Origin of the sequence: Paracoccus alcaliphilus (assembly GCF_028553725.1) — a bacterium.
GTDB classification, from domain to species: domain Bacteria; phylum Pseudomonadota; class Alphaproteobacteria; order Rhodobacterales; family Rhodobacteraceae; genus Paracoccus; species Paracoccus alcaliphilus.
This window is the reverse complement of record NZ_CP067124.1, coordinates 2119187-2137873: the sequence shown is the minus strand read 5'-3', so window position 1 is coordinate 2137873 and position 18687 is coordinate 2119187. Positions and strand designations below refer to the sequence as shown.

Below are 18687 nucleotides of genomic sequence, written 5' to 3'. Positions count from 1 at the left end.
CCCGAAAAACCCGGCCCCGCGCCGGGTTTTTTTCCTCCGGCCGCACCCGAACAAACCGGCTTAGCGACCCGCCCCCTTGAACAAACCGCCGCCCCGGTGCATGTCCCTTGGACCATGACCCGCATCGACGATATCCCCGACATGCCCAGTCTGCGCGATCACATCGACGCGCTGGATGAAAGGCTGATCTTGCTTCTGGCCGAACGCCATGCGCTGATCGACCGCGCCGCCAGGATCAAGGCCCGCGACGGCCTGCCCGCCCGCATCGATCACCGCGTGGAACAGGTCGTCGCCAATGTCCGCCGCCATGCTGCGGCCTCAAACCTCGACCCCGCGCTGGTCGAGACGATCTGGCGCCAGCTGATCGAGGCCGCCATCGCCCAGGAGGACCGCCACCTGCAAGAAAACGCCCCACCTCCGCGCAGCTGACCCGCACCACCGCAGAGTTCAGCCCGACAACCAACCCATCACTGGTGTCGAAATATCCCGGGGGAGTCCCGCAGGGACGGGGGCCGCGCCCCCTGCCACGCTCAGTCCTCGAACAGCCCTGCCTGGGCCTGACCCGCCGGTCGCGGCGCTTCCAGCCCCAGATGCCGCCAGGCCCGCGACGCCAGTTGCCGCCCACGCGGGGTCCGGGCGATCAGCCCCTGTTGCAGCAGATAGGGCTCGATCACCTCCTCGATCGCATCGCGGCTTTCCGACAGGGCGGCGGACAGGGTTTCGACCCCCACCGGGCCACCGCCGTAATGCTCGGCCATCAACGTCAGATAGCGCCGGTCGGCCCCGTCCAGCCCCAGATCGTCCACCCCCAGCCGGGTCAGCGCCATATCCGCGATGCCGCGCGTCAGACGGCCATCGCCCTCGACCAGCGCGAAATCCACGACGCGGCGCAACAGCCGCCCGGCGATGCGCGGCGTGCCACGGGCGCGGCGGGCGATCTCTTGCGTGCCGTCGGGATCGGCCTCGATCCCCATCATCCGCGCCCCGCGCTGCACGATCAGGTCAAGCTCGGCCACCTCATAGAATTGCAGCCGGGTGGGGATGCCGAAACGGTCGCGCAGGGGCGTCGTCAGCAGGCCCAGCCGGGTGGTCGCGCCGACCAGCGTAAAGGGCTGCAACTCGATCCGGACCGTCCGCGCGGCGGGGCCTTCGCCGATCACCAGATCCAGCTCGAAATCTTCCATCGCGGGATAGAGAACCTCTTCAACCGCCGGGTTCATCCGATGGATCTCGTCGATGAACAGTACGTCGCGGGCTTCCAGATTGGTCAGGATCGCGGCCAGATCACCGGCCCGTGCCAGCACGGGGCCCGAGGTCATGCGGAAACTCACCCCCAGTTCGCGGGCCATGATCTGCGCCAGCGTGGTCTTGCCCAGACCGGGCGGGCCAAAAAACAGCGTGTGATCCATTGCCTGCCCGCGCATCCGGGCGCTTTCGATGAACACGCGCAGATTGGCCCGCGCCTCGGCCTGGCCCACGAAATCGCTCAGGGATTGAGGCCGCAGGGCGCGGTCTTCGGGCTCTCCCTCCAGCCGTTCGGGGCGCAGGGTCGGGTCGGGCTGGCTCATCGGCGGGCCATGGCGCGCAGCCGGGCGATGCGTTCCTCGACCGGCGGATGGGTGGCGAACAGATTGTCCATGCGCAATGCGCCCAAGGGATTAATGATGAACATGGCGGCCGAGGCCGGGTTCCGCTCGGCCGGGACGTTCATTGTCCGTCCCGCGATCCGGGAAATCTTCGCAAGCGCCGAGGCCAGCGCCATCGGCTGACCGCAGATCGCCGCGCCTTCGCGATCGGCCTCGTATTCGCGCGAACGCGAGATCGCCATCTGCACCATCCCCGCGGCCAGTGGCGCAAGCACCATCGCCAGAATCGCGCCGATCCCGCCGCCGCGTCCTTCGCGCCCGCCGGTGAACAGCAGCATATTGCCCATCATCGCGATGGCGCCCGCCATGGTGGCGGTGACCGTCATGGTCAGCGTGTCGCGATGCTTGATATGGGCCAGCTCATGGGCGATGACGCCGGCCAGTTCCTCGCGGTTCAGCCCACGCAGCAGGCCCTGCGTTACCGCCACGGCGGCATTGTCAGGGTTACGACCGGTGGCGAAGGCATTGGGCTGCTCGGTCGGCAGCAGATACAGCTTCGGCATCGGCAACCCGGCACGTTCGGCCAGCGCCGCCGTCAGCGCGTAAAGATCGCCGCCCTGCTGCGGCGTCAGTTCCACCGCCCCTTGCTGGCGCAGCACCATCTTGTCGCTGTTCCACAGGGCAAACAGGTTGCCGCCTCCGGCGATCAGCAGGGCGATGACAGCGCCGCCCTGCCCGCCCATCATCCAGCCCAGCAACATGACGATGGCGGTCATCGCCGCCATCAGGATGAATGTGCGTGTGTTTCCCTGCATCCTGAAGCCTAATCCTTCGGGGCCAGCGACCTGAGCGCCGCCCTGATCAACGCCGACACATCTGCCGCCGGTTCCCGCGCCTGCGCTTCGGCGACGGCGGTGACCGCCTCGGACTGGCCATAGCCCAGATTGCCCAGGGCCGAAAGCGCATCCGCGGCCGCGCGTGCCGCAAGCAATGCGTCCGATGGCGGGCGCGCCTCGGTGCCGGCCATCGAGGCCGGCGCCGAGGCGGCGGTTGCCCCGGCCTCGATGGCCGGGGCAACCGCACCCCCCATATCGACCGTCAGCGCGCCACCAAGCGCCATCACCTGCGGTGCCTTGTCCTTCAGTTCCAGCACCACACGCTGCGCCAGTTTCGGTCCCACCCCCGGCGCCTTGCGCACCGCCGACCAGTCACCCAGCGCGATCGCATGGCCCAGCCCCTCCGCTCCCATCGTGCCCAGCACCGCCAGCGCCACCTTGGCGCCCACGCCCTGCACGCTGGTCAGCAGCTTGTGCCATTCCTTCTCCAGCAGCGTCGGAAAGCCGAACAGCTGCAACAGATCCTCGCGCACCACCAGTTCGGTATAAAGCGCCACCGCCTGACCCGCTGGCGGCAGCCCCGCCGCCGTGCGTTCGCTGAGATGCACGATATAGCCGATGCCACGCACATCGATCAGCACATGATCGCGCGCCCGGTGCAGGATGATGCCTGCGATACGCCCGATCACGCCGCACCCCGGCGCGATCCGGCCACCACTACCCGCATGCTGCGGCCCTGAAGATGATGTGCGTGACAGATCGCGATCGCCAGCGCATCGGCGGCATCGGCGCTGTCGAACTCCACACCCGGCAATTGCACCCGCACCATATGCTGCACCTGTTCCTTTCCGGCATGGCCGACGCCGACCACCGCCTTCTTGACCGCGTTCGGGGCATATTCGCCGACCGCGATCCCGGCCTCGGCCGGGGCCAGCAGGGCGATACCACGCGCCTGACCCAGTTTCAGCGTGCCGGACGCGTCCTTGTTGACGAAGGTCTGTTCGACCGCCGCCGCATCAGGCTGATATTCTGCGATCACCGCGCAAAGCCCGCGAAACAGCCACGACAGCCGCGCGCCCAGATCGCCCGCCCCTTCGGTCGCCACCGACCGGATCACACCATTGCCGATATGGCGCAGGCGCGGGCCATCCACCTCGATCACGCCCCAGCCCATGTTCCGCAAACCGGGATCGATGCCCAGAACCTTCATGCCTGCCCCCTTGGCTGCGCGACAGTTGCGTCGTCCGCTTGCCTTCCAACTAGCACGAAACGGGAACACCCGCCAGTCAAGTTTTGCCGCCAGATCATTGATCCCGCCCTGCAATTCCGTCCCGCCCCCAAAAAGGCTACAGCTTTTCGCCCGGCAGGCGGCTGGCCTGCCGTACCCAGTCGGCGAATTGCGCTTCGTCCAGACCGGGCTCCTGATGGATATCCAGATAGCGCACTTCGGGATGCTTGGATTTCCCCGCCGGCGCCGGCTCCAGCGAGGTGCCGCGAAAGAACGTCACCTTGATATAGCGGGTGAAGCAGTGAAAGCTGAGAAACCAGCCCTGCCCCTCCAGCCCGTAGAAGGGCGAGTTCCACTTGACCGCCTTCTGAACCGCGGGCACCTCGGCCATGATGATCCGGTCCAGTTGTGCGCCGACGGCGCTTTTCCATTCGGGTATCGCCGCGATATAGGCCTGCACCGGAGCGTCGCCATACCCCTTGGCGATCTGCGGATTGCCACCCGACAGCAGCACCGGTCTGGATGCGTCCTTGTTCATCGTCATTCCCCCTTGCGGGCAGTCTGCCACAGGCGGCGCGATGACAAAAGCGGGCTATTCCTCGACCACCTCCAGCACGCCGGGCACGGCGCGCAGGGCCTGACGGGCGGGCGTGGTCAGGGGCGCGTCATTGGCCACCTCGATCTCGATCATCTCGTCTCCCTCGCGGATGCGCAGCATGACCGGCCCGCGCGATCGTGACGAGGCCACTATGTCGGACTGGATGCGGCCAAGGGTTTCGGCCACCCGCCCGACCGTATCGGCGCCCTGAATTTCGACCGCCAGCCGCCCGGCCCCGGCATCGGCGATGGCGTCCTCCAGCAGCGTGACCGAATTGGCCAGCATCTTGACCTGATCGCCCGAGGGTTCGACCTTGACCTGCAAGACCACGTTCTGCCCCGGTTCCAGCTTTTCGCGCGACGCGTTCAGCAGATCCGAGAACACCGTGACCTCGTACAGCCCGGTCGGATCCGACAGGCTGACAAAGGCGAATTGCGTGCCCTTGGCCGATTTCCGTTCCTGCCGCGCGCCGACCGTGCCGGCGATATGGGTGACCAGCGGGCCGCCTTCGGCATCGGCGCTGATCTGGGACAGGGTCTGCACCTTCTTGCGGCGCAGCGCGGTCTGGTAATCGTCCAGCGGATGGCCGGACAGATAAAAGCCGATGGCCTTGTGTTCCTCGCCCAGCTTCTCGGTCGGCAGCCAGACCTGCGCCAGCGCCGGGCGCGGCGGCGGCAGATCCTCGCCGCCCCCGAACAGCGAGGATTGCGACGACGCCGCCTGCTCCTGCACCGCCGCCGACCACGCCACCAGCGCATCCAGCGATTTGAGCACCCGCGCGCGGTTGTCGTCCAGCAGATCGAAGGCCCCGGCACGGGCCAGCATCTCCAGCGGGCGCTTGCCCACGCGCTTCATGTCCACACGCCGGGCGAAATCGTTGATGTCACGGAAGGGCATATCCGCCCCTTCGGCGGAATGGCGGGCCTCGTGGATCAGCCGCATCGCCTCGACGCCGACGCCCTTCAGCGCGCCAAGCGCATAGTGGATGCGCCCGTCCCTGACCGTGAAGGTGGGGGCGGACCGGTTCACACAGGGCGGCACGATCTCGATCCCCATCCGGTCGGCTTCGCGTTTGTAGACGGCCAGCTTGTCGGTCAGATGGATATCGCAGTTCATCACCGCGGCCATGAATTCGACCGGATGGTTCGCCTTCAGCCATGCCGTCTGATAGCTGACCACGGCATAGGCCGCCGCGTGGGATTTGTTGAAACCGTAATTGGCGAATTTCTCCAACAGGTCGAAGACCTCGCCCGCCTTCTTGGCATCCACGCCATTGGCCACCGCGCCATCGACGAATTTCGGCCGCTCCTTGGCCATTTCCTCGGCGATCTTCTTGCCCATGGCGCGGCGCAGCAGGTCGGCGCCGCCAAGGCTGTAGCCCGCCATGACCTGTGCGATCTGCATCACCTGTTCCTGATAGACGATGATGCCCTGCGTCTCGGACAGGATATCGTCGATGCTGGGATGGATCGATTCCAGCTTCTTTACGCCGTTCTTGACGTCGCAATAGGTCGGGATGTTCTCCATCGGGCCGGGACGATAAAGCGCGACCAGCGCCACGATATCCTCGATGCAGGTCGGGCGCATCCGGCGCAGCGCGTCCATCATGCCGCTGCTTTCCACCTGAAACACCGCGACCGTGCGGGCAGAGGCGAACAGGTCATAGCTGGGCTTGTCATCCAGCGGGATGGCGTTGATCTGGTTCTCGGCGCCCGGCGGCGGATCATATAGCTTGCGCCCGTCGGCGGCGACATGCAGCGGGCGCCCGCCCCCGTTGATAAGGTCCACCGCGTTCTGGATCACCGTCAGGGTTTTCAGGCCCAGAAAGTCGAACTTCACCAGCCCGGCCTGCTCGACCCATTTCATGTTGAATTGCGTCGCGGGCATGTCGGATGCCGGATCGCGATAAAGCGGCACCAGCCGGTCCAGCGGCCGGTCCCCGATCACCACGCCCGCGGCATGGGTCGAGGCGTTGCGATACAGCCCCTCCAACTGTTCGGCATAGTCCAGCAGGCGGCCCACGACCTCTTCCTTCGCCGCCTCGCGCAGGCGGGGTTCATCGGCGCGGGCCTTGGTGATGCTGACCGGCTTCACGCCTTCAACCGGGATCATCTTGGACAGCCGGTCCACCTGACCGAAGGGCAGTTGCAGCACCCGCCCCACATCGCGCACGGCGGCCTTGGACAGCAGCGCGCCGAAGGTGATGATCTGGCCGACCTTGTCCTTGCCGTATTTGTCCTGAACGTAACGGATCACCTCTTCGCGGCGGTCCATGCAGAAGTCGATGTCGAAGTCGGGCATCGAGATCCGTTCCGGGTTCAGGAACCGCTCGAACAGCAGCGAATAGCGCAGCGGATCAAGGTCGGTGATGGTCAGCGCATAGGCGACCAGCGACCCCGCGCCCGAACCCCGCCCCGGCCCCACCGGAATGTCGTGATCCTTGGCCCATTGAATGAAATCCGCCACGATCAGGAAATAGCCGGGAAAGCCCATCTGTTCGATGATGCCCAGCTCGAAATCCAGCCGCTTGTGATATTCCTCGACGCTGACGGAATGGGGGATGACCTTCAGCCGCGCCTCCAGCCCCTCGCGGGCCTGACGCCGCAATTCGCTGACCTCGTCATCGGCGAAGCGCGGCAGGATCGGCGCGTGCTTCTTGACCGCAAAGGCGCAGCGGCGGGCGATCTCGACGGTGTTCTCCAGCGCCTCGGGCAGATCGGCGAACAGCACCGCCATTTCTTCCGGGCTTTTGAAGTAATGCTGCGGGGTCAGCCGGCGGCGCGGCTGCGACTGGTCCACATAGGCCTTTTCCGCGATGCAGATCAGCGCGTCATGCGCCTCGTACATCGCCGGCTTGGGGAAATAGACGTCGTTGGTGGCGACCAGCGGCAGCGCCTTGGCATAGGCCAGGTCGATCAGGCCGGTTTCCGACGCGGTTTCGGCCGGCATCAACTGGCCATTCTCGCCCGGATGGCGCTGCAATTCGACATAAAGCCGGGTAGGAAAGGCCGATGCCAGCCGGTCGGCCAGCGCCGCCGCCTTGTCGGCCTGCCCCTGCGCGATCAGCAGTCCCAAAGGCCCGGTGGCGCCGCCGGTCAGGCAAATCAACCCCTCGGCCCGGTCGCACAGCTCATCCAGCGTCACATGCGGCAGCGCGCCGCCGTCGCGCAGATAGAGGCAGGAGGACAGCGCCATCAGGTTCAGCCAGCCCGCCTGATTCTGCGCCAGCAGGACCACGGGTCCGGTCGCCTCGGCCAGCAGGGTCACCTGACAGCCGATAATCGGCTGTACGCCCTTGTCCATTGATTTCACGCTGAATTCCAACGCCGCGAACATGGCATTGGTATCGGTCAGCGCAACGGCGGGCATGCCGGCATCCGCAGCCAGCCCCGGCAGTTTGCCCACGGGAATGGCGCCTTCCAGCAGCGAATGTTCGGAATGGGTGCGAAGATGGATGAATCGGGGGGCTTTGACGGTCATGGTCGGGACACTAGCCCCGGCCAAAGGTTCTGTGCAATGCCGATCAGGCGGGCATCCGCGCCTCGATCATCCCGGCATACCAGCTGGAGCCCGCGGGAATGGTCTCGTCGCTGAAATTATAGGCCGGGTGATGCACCATCGGCGTATCGCCATTGCCGACAAAGACATAGGCGCCGGGGCGTTTGTTCAGCATATAGCTGAAATCTTCTCCCGCCATCAGCGGCTTGAAATCGGGATCGACATCGCCTGCGATCTGGCGGGCGACCTCGGTCGCGTATTCGGCGGATTGCGCGTCGTTCACGGTGACCGGATAGCCGCGCTGGTAATCGACCTCTGCCGTCGCGCCCATGGCGGCGGCGATGCCGGTGCTGACGCGGTAGATGCCCTCTTCGATCTGGTCGCGCACGCCGTCATCAAGGCTGCGGGCGGTGCCCTTCAGCCTGACCGCCTGCGGGATGACGTTATGCGCCGTCGAGTCGGTCGAGACCACGCAGACCGAGATCACCGCGTGATGAAGCGGATCGATATTGCGCGCCACCACCGATTGCAGCGCGACGATGATCTGCGCCGCCACCAGCGTCGTGTCGATACATTCATGCGGCTTGGCGGCGTGACCGCCCTTGCCCGTCACGGTGATGTCGAACTGATCCGCTGCCGCCATGACCGGACCGGGGCGAACCGCGAATTGCCCCACCGGAATGCCGGGCATGTTGTGCATTCCGTAGAATTCCTGGATGTTCCAGCGCGCGACCAGCCCGTCATCGATCATCGCCTTGCCGCCGCCGCCGCCCTCTTCGGCGGGCTGGAAGATGACGACCGCGGTGCCGTCGAAGTTGCGCGTCTCGGCCAGATATTTCGCCGCGCCCAGCAGCATCGCCGTATGGCCGTCATGGCCGCAGGCATGCATCTTGCCCGGTGTTTTCGACGCATAGTCCAGACCCGTCTGCTCGTTGATCGGCAGCGCATCCATATCCGCGCGCAGGCCCACGACGCGGCCCTTGCTGTCGGTCCGGCCCCGGATCACGCCCACGACTCCGGTCCGGCCGATGCCCTCGACCACCTCGTCACAGCCGAATTCGCGCAGCAATCCGGCGACGCGGCCTGCGGTGCGATGGACCTCATAGAGCAGTTCGGGATGTTCGTGAAAATCCCGTCGCCAGGCGGTGATCTCGGGCAGAAGTTCGGCGAAGCGGTTCTTGATGGGCATGGTTCGGTCTCCTTCGCGGCGGAGGATGAGGGCTTTTGCCGGGGCGGGCAAGGGGTTGGCGTCCGAAGGGCGGCCGGGGACGGTACAGCCGGGGGCGTCAGGACAGGTCTTCGATGATGAGGTCTTCCCAGTCGTCCTCGGTGACTTCGACCTCGCTGACGGTCCAGCCGCGCACGCTGGCCCCGGCGCGATGCACGGATTCACGATCGCCCGAGATCAGGTAATGCCAGTCATAAAGCGGCCGCCCCTCGGCCCGCAGGCGATAGGCGCAGGTCGCGGGCAGCCACCAGGCGATGTCCTTGAGTTTCTTCGGCGTCAGCACCACACAATCGGGCACATAGTCATGCCGGTTCGCATAGGAACTGCATGCACAACTGTGCCCGTCCAGCAGGCGGCAGGATACGCGGGTAAAGGCCAGTTCGCCCGTATCCTCGTATTCGATCTTGTTCAGGCAACATTTGCCGCAGCCGTCACACAGCGCCTCCCATTCCTCGGGGGTCAGGCGATCCAGCGGCAATGTCCAGAAGGCATCGCGCATCACGCGCCTGCCAGTACCGCGCGGGCCTGTTCGGCATCGGCGGCGATCTGGTCGATCAGCGCATCGACGGTATCGAATTTCGCCTCGTCGCGCAGAAAGTCGATCAGCGCGACCGAGAGATGCTGACCATAGAGATCACCCGCGAAATCGAACAGATGCACTTCGAGATTGGGCGTATTGCGGCCGAACATCGGGCGCACGCCAAGGCTGGCGACCCCCTGACAGGACAGCCGGTCGGGGCCGGTCAGCACATCGACCAGCACGGCATAGACCCCCAGACGCGGCAGATGCAGATCGTCCACCCGCATATTCGCGGTGGGCCAGCCGAAATCGCGGCCGCGCTTGTCGCCGTGGACGACTTCGCCCTCGATCCGGTGCCAATGGCCCAGAATGGCCTCGGCCTCGCGCGGCTGACCGGCAGTCAGCGCCTGACGGATCGCGGTCGAGCTGTATTCGCGCCCACCGCTGCCGACCAGCGGCTGGATGCTGACGCCGAAACCCAGATCGCGGCCAAGGGCGACCAGCGTTCCGGCATCCCCGGCGCGGTCCTTGCCAAAGCAGAAATCCTGACCCACGGTGACATGGGCGATGCCCAAACCCTCCACCAGCACATCGCGGGCAAAGGCGTCGGGCGACAGTCCTGCCAGAACCGGACCGAAGGGCAATTCGTAAAGCTGCTGCACCCCCAGCCGCGCCAGACGGTTGGCCCGCGATTCCGCGTTCATCAGCCGGAAGGGCGGCGCGTCGGGGGCGAAATACTGGCGCGGATGAGGCTCGAAGGTGATGACGCCAAGCGGCGCGTCGCCCGGCTGTTCCGCCGCCTGCCGGGCAGTTTCGATCACGGCCCGGTGGCCCAGATGCACGCCGTCGAAGTTTCCCAGCGCGACGCTGGCGCCCTTTGCGCTGGCTGGCAGTCCGGTCCAGTCACGATGGATGTGCATGCGCCCCCTTGGGGCCGGATCAGCGCCCCGTCGTCAGTCGAACTTGCGGCTTGGCGCCAGAACGACCGCCTCGCCTTTAACAACGACCGTATCGCCGACGAGGCAGCGGGTTGCAAGCGTGACCCGCCGTTTCGCGTGGTCAATCGCCTCGACCGTCACCTCGGCGCGCACCATGTCGCCGGGCCGCACGGGGGCCATGAATTTCAGCGTCTGCCCCAGATAGACCGTGCCATGCCCCGGCAGCTGTTCACCGATCACCGCCGAGATCAGCCCCGCTGACAGCATGCCGTGGGCGATCCGCCCCTCGAAGATGGTGTCCTGCGCGTAATCATCGTCCAGATGGACGGGATTGCGGTCAGTCGAGACCTCGGCGAACAGTTCGATATCGCGGTCGGTCACCTGTTTCTGCAAATAGCGGCTCATCCCGACTTCAAGGTCCTCGATGACGATCGTGCCGCGTGGAAGATTGTCAAACATGTCGCGTTCCATTGGTCTTTGCCGGTGGTTGGGCTGAATGCTGCATAGCAGCGCAAAACCCGTCGCGCAAGAAAATAACCCGTGAGGGCCATAAAATGATAATTATGTTGTTCCGGATTTGAGACAGGCCCCGCAAAGCAAAACGCCCGCATCCTGCGATACGGGCGCTGTCGGCAATGGTTGGCGCGCGCGTTAACGCAAGCGGCCGATGCTGTATTTGGGATCCTGCTGGCGGGTGGCCAGCCATTCGGTCAGCCGCTCGGGCTCGGGGTTTTCGACATCCGGCCCCATCGAATCCGCCGCCAACCCGCCGGTGACGAACAGCGCGTCGATCCCCTCGCGCGTGGCACCCAGAATATCGGTGTTGATGCCGTCACCCACCGCCAGATAGCGCGCCCCGGAGCCCAGCCCCAGCAGGTTGCGCGCGCGGTCATAGATCGGCGCATGCGGCTTGCCAAAGCTGGAGACCTTGCCGCCCAGTTCCTCATAAAGTTCGGCCAGCGCACCGGCGCAATAGATCCGGTCCTCTCCCATATCGACGACGATATCGGGATTGGCGCTGAGCATCGGCAGACCAAGGGCCTGCGCCTGCGTCAGCCGGGTGCGGTAATCCTCGGGCGCTTCGGTCAGGTCGTCGAACAGCCCGGTGCAGATGATCCCCTCGGCCTTATCCAGCGCAACGCGGGTGATGGGTTCGGCGGTTTCATAGCCGGGCGGGATCAGTTCAAAGAAGCTGTCGTCCTTGTCGGGGCCCAGATGCCAGACCCTGCGCCCGACGGCGCCGTCCAGCATCGCGGCCTGCGTCGCATCGCCCGAGCTGACGATGATGTCCCATGCGTCGGTGGGCACCCCCATCCGGTTCAACTGCCGCTCGACCATCGGGTTGGGGCGCGGCGCATTGGTCATCAGGCAGACCTTGCCACCGCCGCGGCGGAACTGTTGCAGCGCGGCGATGGCCGCGGGATAGGCGGTCTTGCCATTATGCAGGCAACCCCAGAGATCGCAGAACAGCGCATCATAATCCGCACCGATCTGCGACAGGCTTTCAATGATCCGGGTCATGTCAGCCAGCCAGCGCCGGGATGATCTGTTTCTTGCGGCTCATGATGCCCGGCAGCACGACGCTGTCGCCGCTGACCTTCGCACCGAAGTTCCGTTCGGCCACCTGACGCACGAAATCATTGGGGATCAGCAACGTGGCCTCTTCCTTCAGGATGTCGATAATGAACAGCAGCACCTCGTCGGCACCATCGGCGGCGGCCACGGCGGGCATGGCGGCCATCAGCGCGGCCTTGCGGTCCAGCAACACCTGCGGCGCGGTGGTTTCCAGAACCGAGATGCGCAGCTGCTTGCCGCCCAACTCGTATTCCTTGCTGTCCATGCGCAGCAGCGCCTGATCGTCGAAGGCGCTGACATCGGATTTCGCGGCAAACATCTGGGCGGCGTAATCGGTGACGTTCAGGCCCAGATCGGCGGCCAGTTTCTCGGCCACGGCGCGGTCATGAGGGGTGGTGGTCGGGCTGCGGAACTCCAGCGTGTCCGACAGGATGCAGGTCAGCATCGCGCCCTTGATCGCGTCCGGCGCGCGCTCCATTTCCTCGCCGATCAGGTCGTGCATGATGGTCGCGGTGCAGGCCAGCGGGCGAATGGTGATATTGATCGGCACCCCGGTCTTGATGCCCCCGGCCAGCAGGTGATGGTCGATGATCTCCAGCACATTCGCCTGACCGATAGAGGCGGGCAGCTCGGCCGGGTTGTTGGTGTCCACGATCACGCAATCATCGCCCGGCGCCACATCGGCGATGATCTCGGGCTTGGTCAGGTCCCAGCGCGTCAGCATCCATGCGGCTTCGGTATTGGGTTCGCCCTGCAGGACCGCCACGGCGGGGGTCTTGCGGATCTCGTTCAGATACCAGGCCCAGATGATGGGCGAGCCGGTCGAGTCCGTGTCGGGGGCGGTGTGGCCGAATACCTTGATCATGTGTCGCCTCTGCGCTTGTCGAATTTGCTGGCCTTATAGGCGCCACGCCGGGCCTTGTCCACGCGCGCCCGCAGCATCGGCAGGGCCGTCACCGGGCTGTCGCATGATGCGGCTTGCATTTCCAAAGTGTTTTTGTCACCTATCAGGACAAGCCAGCTTCCGTTCCCCCCTCCAACCACCGACCAGCCAGCCCCAATCACGCTGATCGCCATGTTATCGGTGCCTTCCACGCCATCGCCCATGCGCAGCAAAGCGGCACCTATGCCCCTGCCATCACCCTGTGCGAGGGCAATGACACCGAACCCCCGCTGTCCGAATTTCGCGCATTGGCCGCCTTGTTCGGCAACCGCCACAGCACAAGGCCGCGAAATCATCAGACCGCTTGCGAGCGCCACGATGCTGTCGCAGGATCGGCCCTGTCCGCAGGGGACGGTCCAGATCGGAAAGGATGGGGCATGGTGACAGAGGTTCCGCTTGAGGCATCGGCCGAGGCACGCATCCGCGACAGTTTCGGCCAGCAGGGCCTGATGGCGCATCTGGGTGCCGAACTGGCTGACCTGCAACGCGGATTGACGGTGATTCGCCTGCCCTACCGGCCCGAATTGCTTCAACATCACGGCTATTTCCACGCCGGGGCGACCTCGGCCATTGCCGACAGCGCCGGCGGTTACGCCGCCATGACCGTGTTCCCCGAGGATCGCTCGGTCCTGACGGTGGAATTCAAGCTGAACCTGATCAATCCCGCACGCGGCGAACGGCTGGAGGCGCAGGGCCGCGTCATCAAACCCGGCCGGACGCTGACCATCTGTCAGCTGGATGTCTGGGCCGAGAATTCGGGCCGCAGGCTGCATGTCGCGACCGGCTTGCAGACGCTGATCTGCGTCAGCGCCCAGCCGCGCCCCTGATCGGGGATCGTTGCGCGGACCGGGTTGCGGTGGCGGGTCCGCGCGCCTATATTCATCCTGTTCGGGCTTGCCCGGGCTATGGACATAAACGCGCATGTAATAAGCGGATCGGACCCGGGGGCGGTACCCGGCGGCTCCACCAAAACCCTTCGTTGGGGGAACATGGGGCCGAAACAGGATCGACGAACGTCTAAAGATGTTTGCTTTGTCTCGGTGAGCTACCACCGATATCGGTGCAAATTGTACAGTTGCCAACGACAACCGTGCTCCGGTCGCTCTGGCTGCGTAAGCAGCTCGGGTAACCGAAACCTAAGCCCTGTCGCCTAGCAGCGTCAGGCGGGGCCCGCAGGAGCCTGGCAACAGAATCCTGCACTTTCCCCCTATCCTGCCCATCCAGCGCAGTCAGCCGTTAATCGTTTGATAAGGGATTTGCCTTATCGAAGGTCGCAGACATGTGTTCCTGTTGATTCGAGGGTGGATGGTATGCGTCGGGTGATGGTGGTTGTTTTCGGGCTTTTCGTACTTGCTGGCTGCACGGAGGAAACGCGGACCGCGCAAAGCGATCCACGACCGCAACAGCCGCTGAAATCCGTCAATGATGGGCTGTCAGAGGTTAACCGGACTTTGTCCCATGTGCGGCACACACGGATATTGTTGCGCTAGATAAGGCCCTGAACCACCCTTTCCCGTTGAAAAGGTTGGGCCTGCATTTCGGACCCTTGCCCGGTCTGCCGCAAGAAATGACCTTCCCGTGGTGATCGCCCCCCTTTTCATCTTCGGACGACGCCCTATGCTGGCGCCAGATAAAGAGGGTGGCTGAATGGCGCAGTCGGGAATTGATTATGGCGGAATGATGCATCGCGCAATGCAGCGACTGATCGCGGATGTCCTGCGCGGCGTGATCCAGAACGGCCTTCCGGGCGAACATCACTTCTTCATCACCTTCGACACCCGCGATGACGGGGTCGAGATGGCCGACTGGCTGCGGGAACGCTATCCCGAGGAAATGACCATCGTCATCCAGCATTGGTTCGACAATCTGACGGTGGATGAGGACGGCTTTACCATCACGCTGAATTTCGGCAACTCGCCCGAACCGTTGCGAATCCCCTTTGACGCATTGCGGACCTTCGTTGACCCCTCGGTCGAATTCGGCCTGCGTTTCGAGACGCAGGAGGCCGGATCGGATGATGAGGAGGACGAGGACGAACAGATCGAGTTGGGCGACAGCGACCGGAACGGCGATGACGGCCCCGACGACCCGCCCCCCGGCGGCGGAGAGGTCGTGCAACTGGACCGCTGGCGCAAGTAAGCCGTCAGCGGTGACACGGACGCGATGGCAGGGACTGGCGCATCGACAACAGCATACCGTCGCATACGAATTGCGAATCCGGGCCGCGACGGCTAGAACCCCCGCAGATGTCCCAGGGAGCCATTCGACATGACCAAGACCCGCACCGAAACCGACAGCTTTGGCCCGCTTGAGGTTGACGCCTCGAAGTACTGGGGCGCGCAGACCCAGCGTTCGATCCGCAACTTCCCCATCGGCTGGGAACGCCAACCGGTGCCGATCATTCGCGCGCTTGGCGTGGTCAAGCTGGCGGCGGCCCGTGTCAATCAGGCCAATGGCGATCTGGACCCGGCCATCGGCAAGGCGATGGAACAGGCCGCGACCGAGGTGATCGAAGGCCGGTTCGACGACAACTTTCCGCTGGTGGTCTGGCAGACCGGCTCGGGGACGCAATCGAACATGAACGCCAATGAGGTGATCTCGAACCGTGCCATCGAGATCCTGGGCGGCGAGATGGGCTCGAAAAAGCCCGTCCACCCCAATGACCATGTGAACATGGGTCAGTCCAGCAACGACACCTTCCCGACCGCGATGCATGTGGGCATCGCCATGCAGGCCCGCGACGTGCTGATCCCCGGCCTTGAAAAGCTGCACAAGGCGCTGGTCGCGAAATCCGAGGAATTCAAGGATATCATCAAGATCGGCCGCACCCATACCCAGGACGCGACGCCGCTGACGCTGGGTCAGGAATTCGGCGGCTATGCCCATCAGGTCGCCAAGGGGATCGAACGGGTAAGGCTGGCGCTGGGTGACATCTATGAGCTGGCGCAGGGCGGCACCGCCGTCGGCACCGGGCTGAACACCAAGAAGGGTTGGGATACCTCCATCGCGGCCGAGATCGCCAGGATCACCGACCTGCCCTTCGTCACCGCCCCCAACAAGTTCGAGGCGCTGGCCGCCCATGACGCGATGGTGTTCTTCTCGGGCGCGCTGAAGACCGTCGCCGCCAGCCTGTTCAAGATCGCCAATGACATGCGCCTGCTGGGCTCGGGCCCGCGCTCGGGTCTGGGCGAGTTGATCCTGCCGGAAAACGAACCCGGCAGCAGCATCATGCCCGGCAAGGTGAACCCGACGCAGGCCGAGGCGCTGACGATGGTCTGCGCCCATGTGATGGGCAATGACGCGGCCATCGGTTTCGCCGGCAGCCAGGGCCATTTCGAGTTGAACGTCTATAACCCGATGATGTCCTATAACGTGCTGCAAAGCATGCAGCTTCTGGGCGACGCGGCGGCCTCGTTCACCGACAATATGGTCGTGGGCACGCAGGCCAACACCACCCGCATCGACCAGCTGATGAGGGAATCGCTGATGCTGGTGACCGCGCTGGCGCCGACCATCGGCTATGACAATGCGACCAAGGTGGCCAAGACCGCGCATAAGAATGGCACCACCCTGCGCGAAGAGGCCATCAATCTGGGCTTCGTCGATGGTGAAACCTTTGATCGTGTCGTCCGCCCCGAGGACATGATCGGCCCGAAAGGGTGATCGCGGCGACGCCGCAATTGATGTTTCAGGGCGCGATGGCGGATGCCGTCGCGCTCTGGTCCCGCGCATTTCCCGACATGCTGGTTGAACCCCAGGGTCAGGATTACCTGCGCGTGACCCTGGCCGGACAGGTCCTGATGCTGTTCGACAGCCCGACGCCCCATGATTTCACCTTCACCCCCGCGATTTCCCTGCTGATCACCTGCGACAGCGCCGCCCAGCTGGACGGAATCGCGCAGATCCTGTCCGAAGGCGGGCAGGCCTTCATGCCGCTGGATGCCTATTCCTTCTCGCCGCGTTATACTTGGATCGCTGACCGGTTCGGCGTCAGCTGGCAACTGATGCTGCCCCCAAAGGAGGCGCGATGACCAAGACGATCAATCTGCGTCAGGCCCGCAAGCAGCGCAACCGCGCCACCCGCCGCGCGCAGGGCGATGCGAATGCGGCCCGCTTCGGAGAAGCAAAGCCCGTCACGGAACTGCGCAGGGACGAAACGGCGCGGCAGGACCGGCTTCATGCCGCCCACCGGCTGGATCAGGACAGCGGACAAGGCGATGATTGACCTGCCCGGCATGACCCCGCCGCTGAAACGCTCGGTGACGATCGAGGGGCACCGCACCTCGGTCTCGCTGGAAGAGGCGTTCTGGCAGGAACTGGGCCGCATCGCCACCGACCGGGACGAGACACGGGCCACGCTGATCGCCCGAATCGACCGCGCCCGCCCGCCCGAGGTCGGGCTGGCCACGGCGATCCGGCTGTTCGTGCTGGCCGACCTGCGCCGCGGCTGAACGCGCTATTGCACCCGGACCCAGGTCTGGCTCTTGCACAGCAGCCCGCCCGCAACGCAGCCCGACAGGCTCATCCGGTCGCCTTCCACGCTGGCCTTGCCGGAATAGATCCGGTCATTCGCAGGCCGCCACACCCGCCCCTGATACTGACCGCCGCCTGACGGGGCCATGTCGATCACGATCTGCCGCCCGATATTCGGCGACTGGTATTCAGCGCGATCCTTGAAGGTGCGCGTGATGGTACCGCAGAACGCTGCACCGCAAGGCGCGATCGTGACATGGGCGAACGATCCCTCGTCGGGCTGAGTCTGCCACAACCCCTCGATCGGATCGGCCCCGGCCACGCCTGCCAACGCCAGCAGCAACGCGCCCGCACAGATGATGTTTCGCATGATCCCTCCTCCTCATCCCAAAGCATCGGGTGATTCTGCGCGCTTATCGGATTCGGGCAAGTGTGACGTCAGGTGCTTTCCCTTTCCGGCCCGGCATGGCAAAGGAAGCCCAAGCCTGACCAGATGAGAGCAGCCATGATCCTCTACCCCGCCATCGACCTCAAGGACGGCAATTGCGTGCGCCTTCTGCGCGGCGAAATGGAGGCGGCCACCGTCTTCGGCACCGATCCCGCCGCCCAGGCCCGCGCCTTTCAGGATGCCGGGGCCGAATGGCTGCATCTGGTGGACCTCAACGGGGCTTTCGCGGGCCATCCCGTCAATGCAGATGCGGTCGAGGCGATCCTTGCCACCATCACCATCCCTGCACAGCTCGGCGGCGGTATCCGCGACATGCAGACGATCGGCAGCTGGCTTGATCGCGGCCTCGCCCGGGTGATTCTGGGCACCGTGGCAGTCGAGAATCCCGATCTGGTGCATGAGGCCGCCAAGGCGTTTCCCGGCCGTATTGCCGTCGGCATCGACGCCCGGGGGGGCCGCGTCGCCACCCGCGGCTGGGCCACCGAAACCGATATCGACGCCACCGACCTTGCCCGCCGCTTCGAAGACGCGGGGGTCGCCGCCATCATCTATACCGATATCGACCGCGACGGCGCGATGGGCGGCCCGAATGTCGCCGCGACCGAGGCGCTGGCCTGCGCCGTCTCGATCCCGGTGATCGCCTCGGGCGGGGTCTCCTCGATGGCCGACCTTCAGGCACTTCATCAAACCGGCATCATCGCCGGTGCCATTTCCGGCCGCGCACTCTATGATGGCGCGCTGAACCTGACCGAGGCCCTCGCCATCCTGCGCTGATCCCCATCTTTGGTGCAAAAATATCCCGGGGGTGCGAAAGCC

The 18687-nt window shown here is 65.0% G+C and carries 22 protein-coding genes and 1 other RNA gene; 9 read left to right on the top strand and 14 right to left on the bottom strand.

Translation table 11 applies throughout. The annotated features are described in order from the left end of the window. Positions 1–114 precede the first annotated feature (114 nt). Complete coding sequence (locus tag JHW40_RS10945; protein WP_244519060.1) at positions 115–429, top strand: chorismate mutase; 315 nt, start codon at positions 115–117, stop codon at positions 427–429. 101 nt (positions 430–530) lie between these two features. Here JHW40_RS10945 and ruvB read toward each other — a convergent pair whose 3' ends face one another. From ruvB to JHW40_RS10880, 13 genes are all read right to left on the bottom strand, one after another. Then, positions 531–1568: a Holliday junction branch migration DNA helicase RuvB gene (ruvB, locus tag JHW40_RS10940; RefSeq protein ID WP_090610033.1), complete on the bottom strand. Its 1038-nt coding sequence runs from the start codon at positions 1566–1568 to the stop codon at positions 531–533. Further along, entirely contained in the window at positions 1565–2401 is an 837-nt protein-coding gene (locus JHW40_RS10935) for a M48 family metalloprotease (RefSeq protein WP_090610034.1), read from the bottom strand. The genes ruvB and JHW40_RS10935 overlap by 4 nt, the downstream gene beginning before the upstream one ends. Before the next feature lie 8 nt (positions 2402–2409). Further along, a complete protein-coding gene (gene ruvA, locus JHW40_RS10930) occupies positions 2410–3111 on the bottom strand; it encodes a Holliday junction branch migration protein RuvA (RefSeq protein ID WP_090610035.1) in 702 nt (233 codons plus the stop codon). Continuing rightward, on the bottom strand, positions 3108–3632 hold the full coding sequence (gene ruvC, locus JHW40_RS10925) for a crossover junction endodeoxyribonuclease RuvC (protein WP_090610036.1): 525 nt from the start codon (positions 3630–3632) through the stop codon (positions 3108–3110). Before ruvC ends, ruvA begins: the two co-directional genes overlap by 4 nt. Positions 3633–3768: 136 nt before the next feature. After that, the gene (locus tag JHW40_RS10920) at positions 3769–4188 is read right to left on the bottom strand and encodes a DUF1801 domain-containing protein (RefSeq protein WP_211657176.1); all 420 of its coding nucleotides are present in this window, start codon (positions 4186–4188) and stop codon (positions 3769–3771) included. Between the two features lie 54 nt (positions 4189–4242). Further along, positions 4243–7728 (bottom strand): DNA polymerase III subunit alpha, encoded by a 3486-nt coding sequence (dnaE, locus tag JHW40_RS10915; RefSeq protein WP_090610038.1) that lies wholly within the window; start codon positions 7726–7728, stop codon positions 4243–4245. 43 nt (positions 7729–7771) lie between these two features. Next, entirely contained in the window at positions 7772–8935 is a 1164-nt protein-coding gene (locus JHW40_RS10910; RefSeq protein WP_090610039.1) for a M20 aminoacylase family protein, read from the bottom strand. A gap of 97 nt (positions 8936–9032) precedes the next feature. After that, the gene (locus JHW40_RS10905; protein ID WP_090610040.1) at positions 9033–9473 is read right to left on the bottom strand and encodes a YcgN family cysteine cluster protein; all 441 of its coding nucleotides are present in this window, start codon (positions 9471–9473) and stop codon (positions 9033–9035) included. Beyond that, positions 9473–10414, bottom strand: a complete 942-nt coding sequence (locus JHW40_RS10900) for a bifunctional riboflavin kinase/FAD synthetase (RefSeq protein ID WP_090610041.1) — start codon at positions 10412–10414, stop codon at positions 9473–9475. The genes JHW40_RS10905 and JHW40_RS10900 overlap by 1 nt, the downstream gene beginning before the upstream one ends. Before the next feature lie 33 nt (positions 10415–10447). Further along, positions 10448–10891, bottom strand: coding sequence for a MaoC family dehydratase (locus JHW40_RS10895; protein ID WP_090610211.1), 444 nt, complete (start codon positions 10889–10891; stop codon positions 10448–10450). A 192-nt stretch (positions 10892–11083) separates the two neighbouring features. Continuing rightward, on the bottom strand, positions 11084–11953 hold the full coding sequence (locus JHW40_RS10890; RefSeq protein ID WP_090610042.1) for a TIGR01459 family HAD-type hydrolase: 870 nt from the start codon (positions 11951–11953) through the stop codon (positions 11084–11086). Between the two features lies 1 nt (position 11954). Further along, complete coding sequence (locus JHW40_RS10885) at positions 11955–12872, bottom strand: manganese-dependent inorganic pyrophosphatase (RefSeq protein ID WP_090610043.1); 918 nt, start codon at positions 12870–12872, stop codon at positions 11955–11957. Then, positions 12869–13246 carry a hypothetical protein gene (locus JHW40_RS10880; RefSeq protein WP_139208087.1) on the bottom strand — a complete coding sequence of 126 codons (378 nt, stop codon included), beginning with the start codon at positions 13244–13246 and terminating at the stop codon, positions 12869–12871. The genes JHW40_RS10885 and JHW40_RS10880 overlap by 4 nt, the downstream gene beginning before the upstream one ends. A gap of 81 nt (positions 13247–13327) precedes the next feature. Here JHW40_RS10880 and JHW40_RS10875 point away from each other — a divergent pair, with 81 nt between their 5' ends. The 7 genes from JHW40_RS10875 (at position 13328) to JHW40_RS10845 (ending at position 17401) form a co-directional block, all read left to right on the top strand. Next, entirely contained in the window at positions 13328–13777 is a 450-nt protein-coding gene (locus JHW40_RS10875) for a PaaI family thioesterase (protein ID WP_244519061.1), read from the top strand. A 20-nt stretch (positions 13778–13797) separates the two neighbouring features. After that, positions 13798–14151, top strand: a transfer-messenger RNA (tmRNA) gene (ssrA, locus tag JHW40_RS10870). A gap of 446 nt (positions 14152–14597) precedes the next feature. Beyond that, positions 14598–15089: an SspB family protein gene (locus tag JHW40_RS10865; RefSeq protein WP_090610045.1), complete on the top strand. Its 492-nt coding sequence runs from the start codon at positions 14598–14600 to the stop codon at positions 15087–15089. A 129-nt stretch (positions 15090–15218) separates the two neighbouring features. Further along, positions 15219–16613, top strand: coding sequence for a class II fumarate hydratase (fumC, locus tag JHW40_RS10860; protein ID WP_090610046.1), 1395 nt, complete (start codon positions 15219–15221; stop codon positions 16611–16613). Continuing rightward, on the top strand, positions 16610–16981 hold the full coding sequence (locus JHW40_RS10855; protein ID WP_211657177.1) for a VOC family protein: 372 nt from the start codon (positions 16610–16612) through the stop codon (positions 16979–16981). Before fumC ends, JHW40_RS10855 begins: the two co-directional genes overlap by 4 nt. Further along, positions 16978–17175, top strand: a complete 198-nt coding sequence (locus JHW40_RS10850) for a DUF4169 family protein (RefSeq protein ID WP_090610047.1) — start codon at positions 16978–16980, stop codon at positions 17173–17175. The genes JHW40_RS10855 and JHW40_RS10850 overlap by 4 nt, the downstream gene beginning before the upstream one ends. Beyond that, the gene (locus tag JHW40_RS10845; RefSeq protein ID WP_090610048.1) at positions 17168–17401 is read left to right on the top strand and encodes a ribbon-helix-helix domain-containing protein; all 234 of its coding nucleotides are present in this window, start codon (positions 17168–17170) and stop codon (positions 17399–17401) included. Before JHW40_RS10850 ends, JHW40_RS10845 begins: the two co-directional genes overlap by 8 nt. Positions 17402–17406: 5 nt before the next feature. Here JHW40_RS10845 and JHW40_RS10840 read toward each other — a convergent pair whose 3' ends face one another. Next, entirely contained in the window at positions 17407–17793 is a 387-nt protein-coding gene (locus tag JHW40_RS10840) for a DUF2147 domain-containing protein (RefSeq protein WP_090610049.1), read from the bottom strand. 135 nt (positions 17794–17928) lie between these two features. Here JHW40_RS10840 and hisA point away from each other — a divergent pair, with 135 nt between their 5' ends. Next, positions 17929–18645 carry a 1-(5-phosphoribosyl)-5-[(5-phosphoribosylamino)methylideneamino]imidazole-4-carboxamide isomerase gene (gene hisA, locus JHW40_RS10835; RefSeq protein WP_090610050.1) on the top strand — a complete coding sequence of 239 codons (717 nt, stop codon included), beginning with the start codon at positions 17929–17931 and terminating at the stop codon, positions 18643–18645. The last annotated feature ends 42 nt before the right edge of the window (positions 18646–18687 follow it).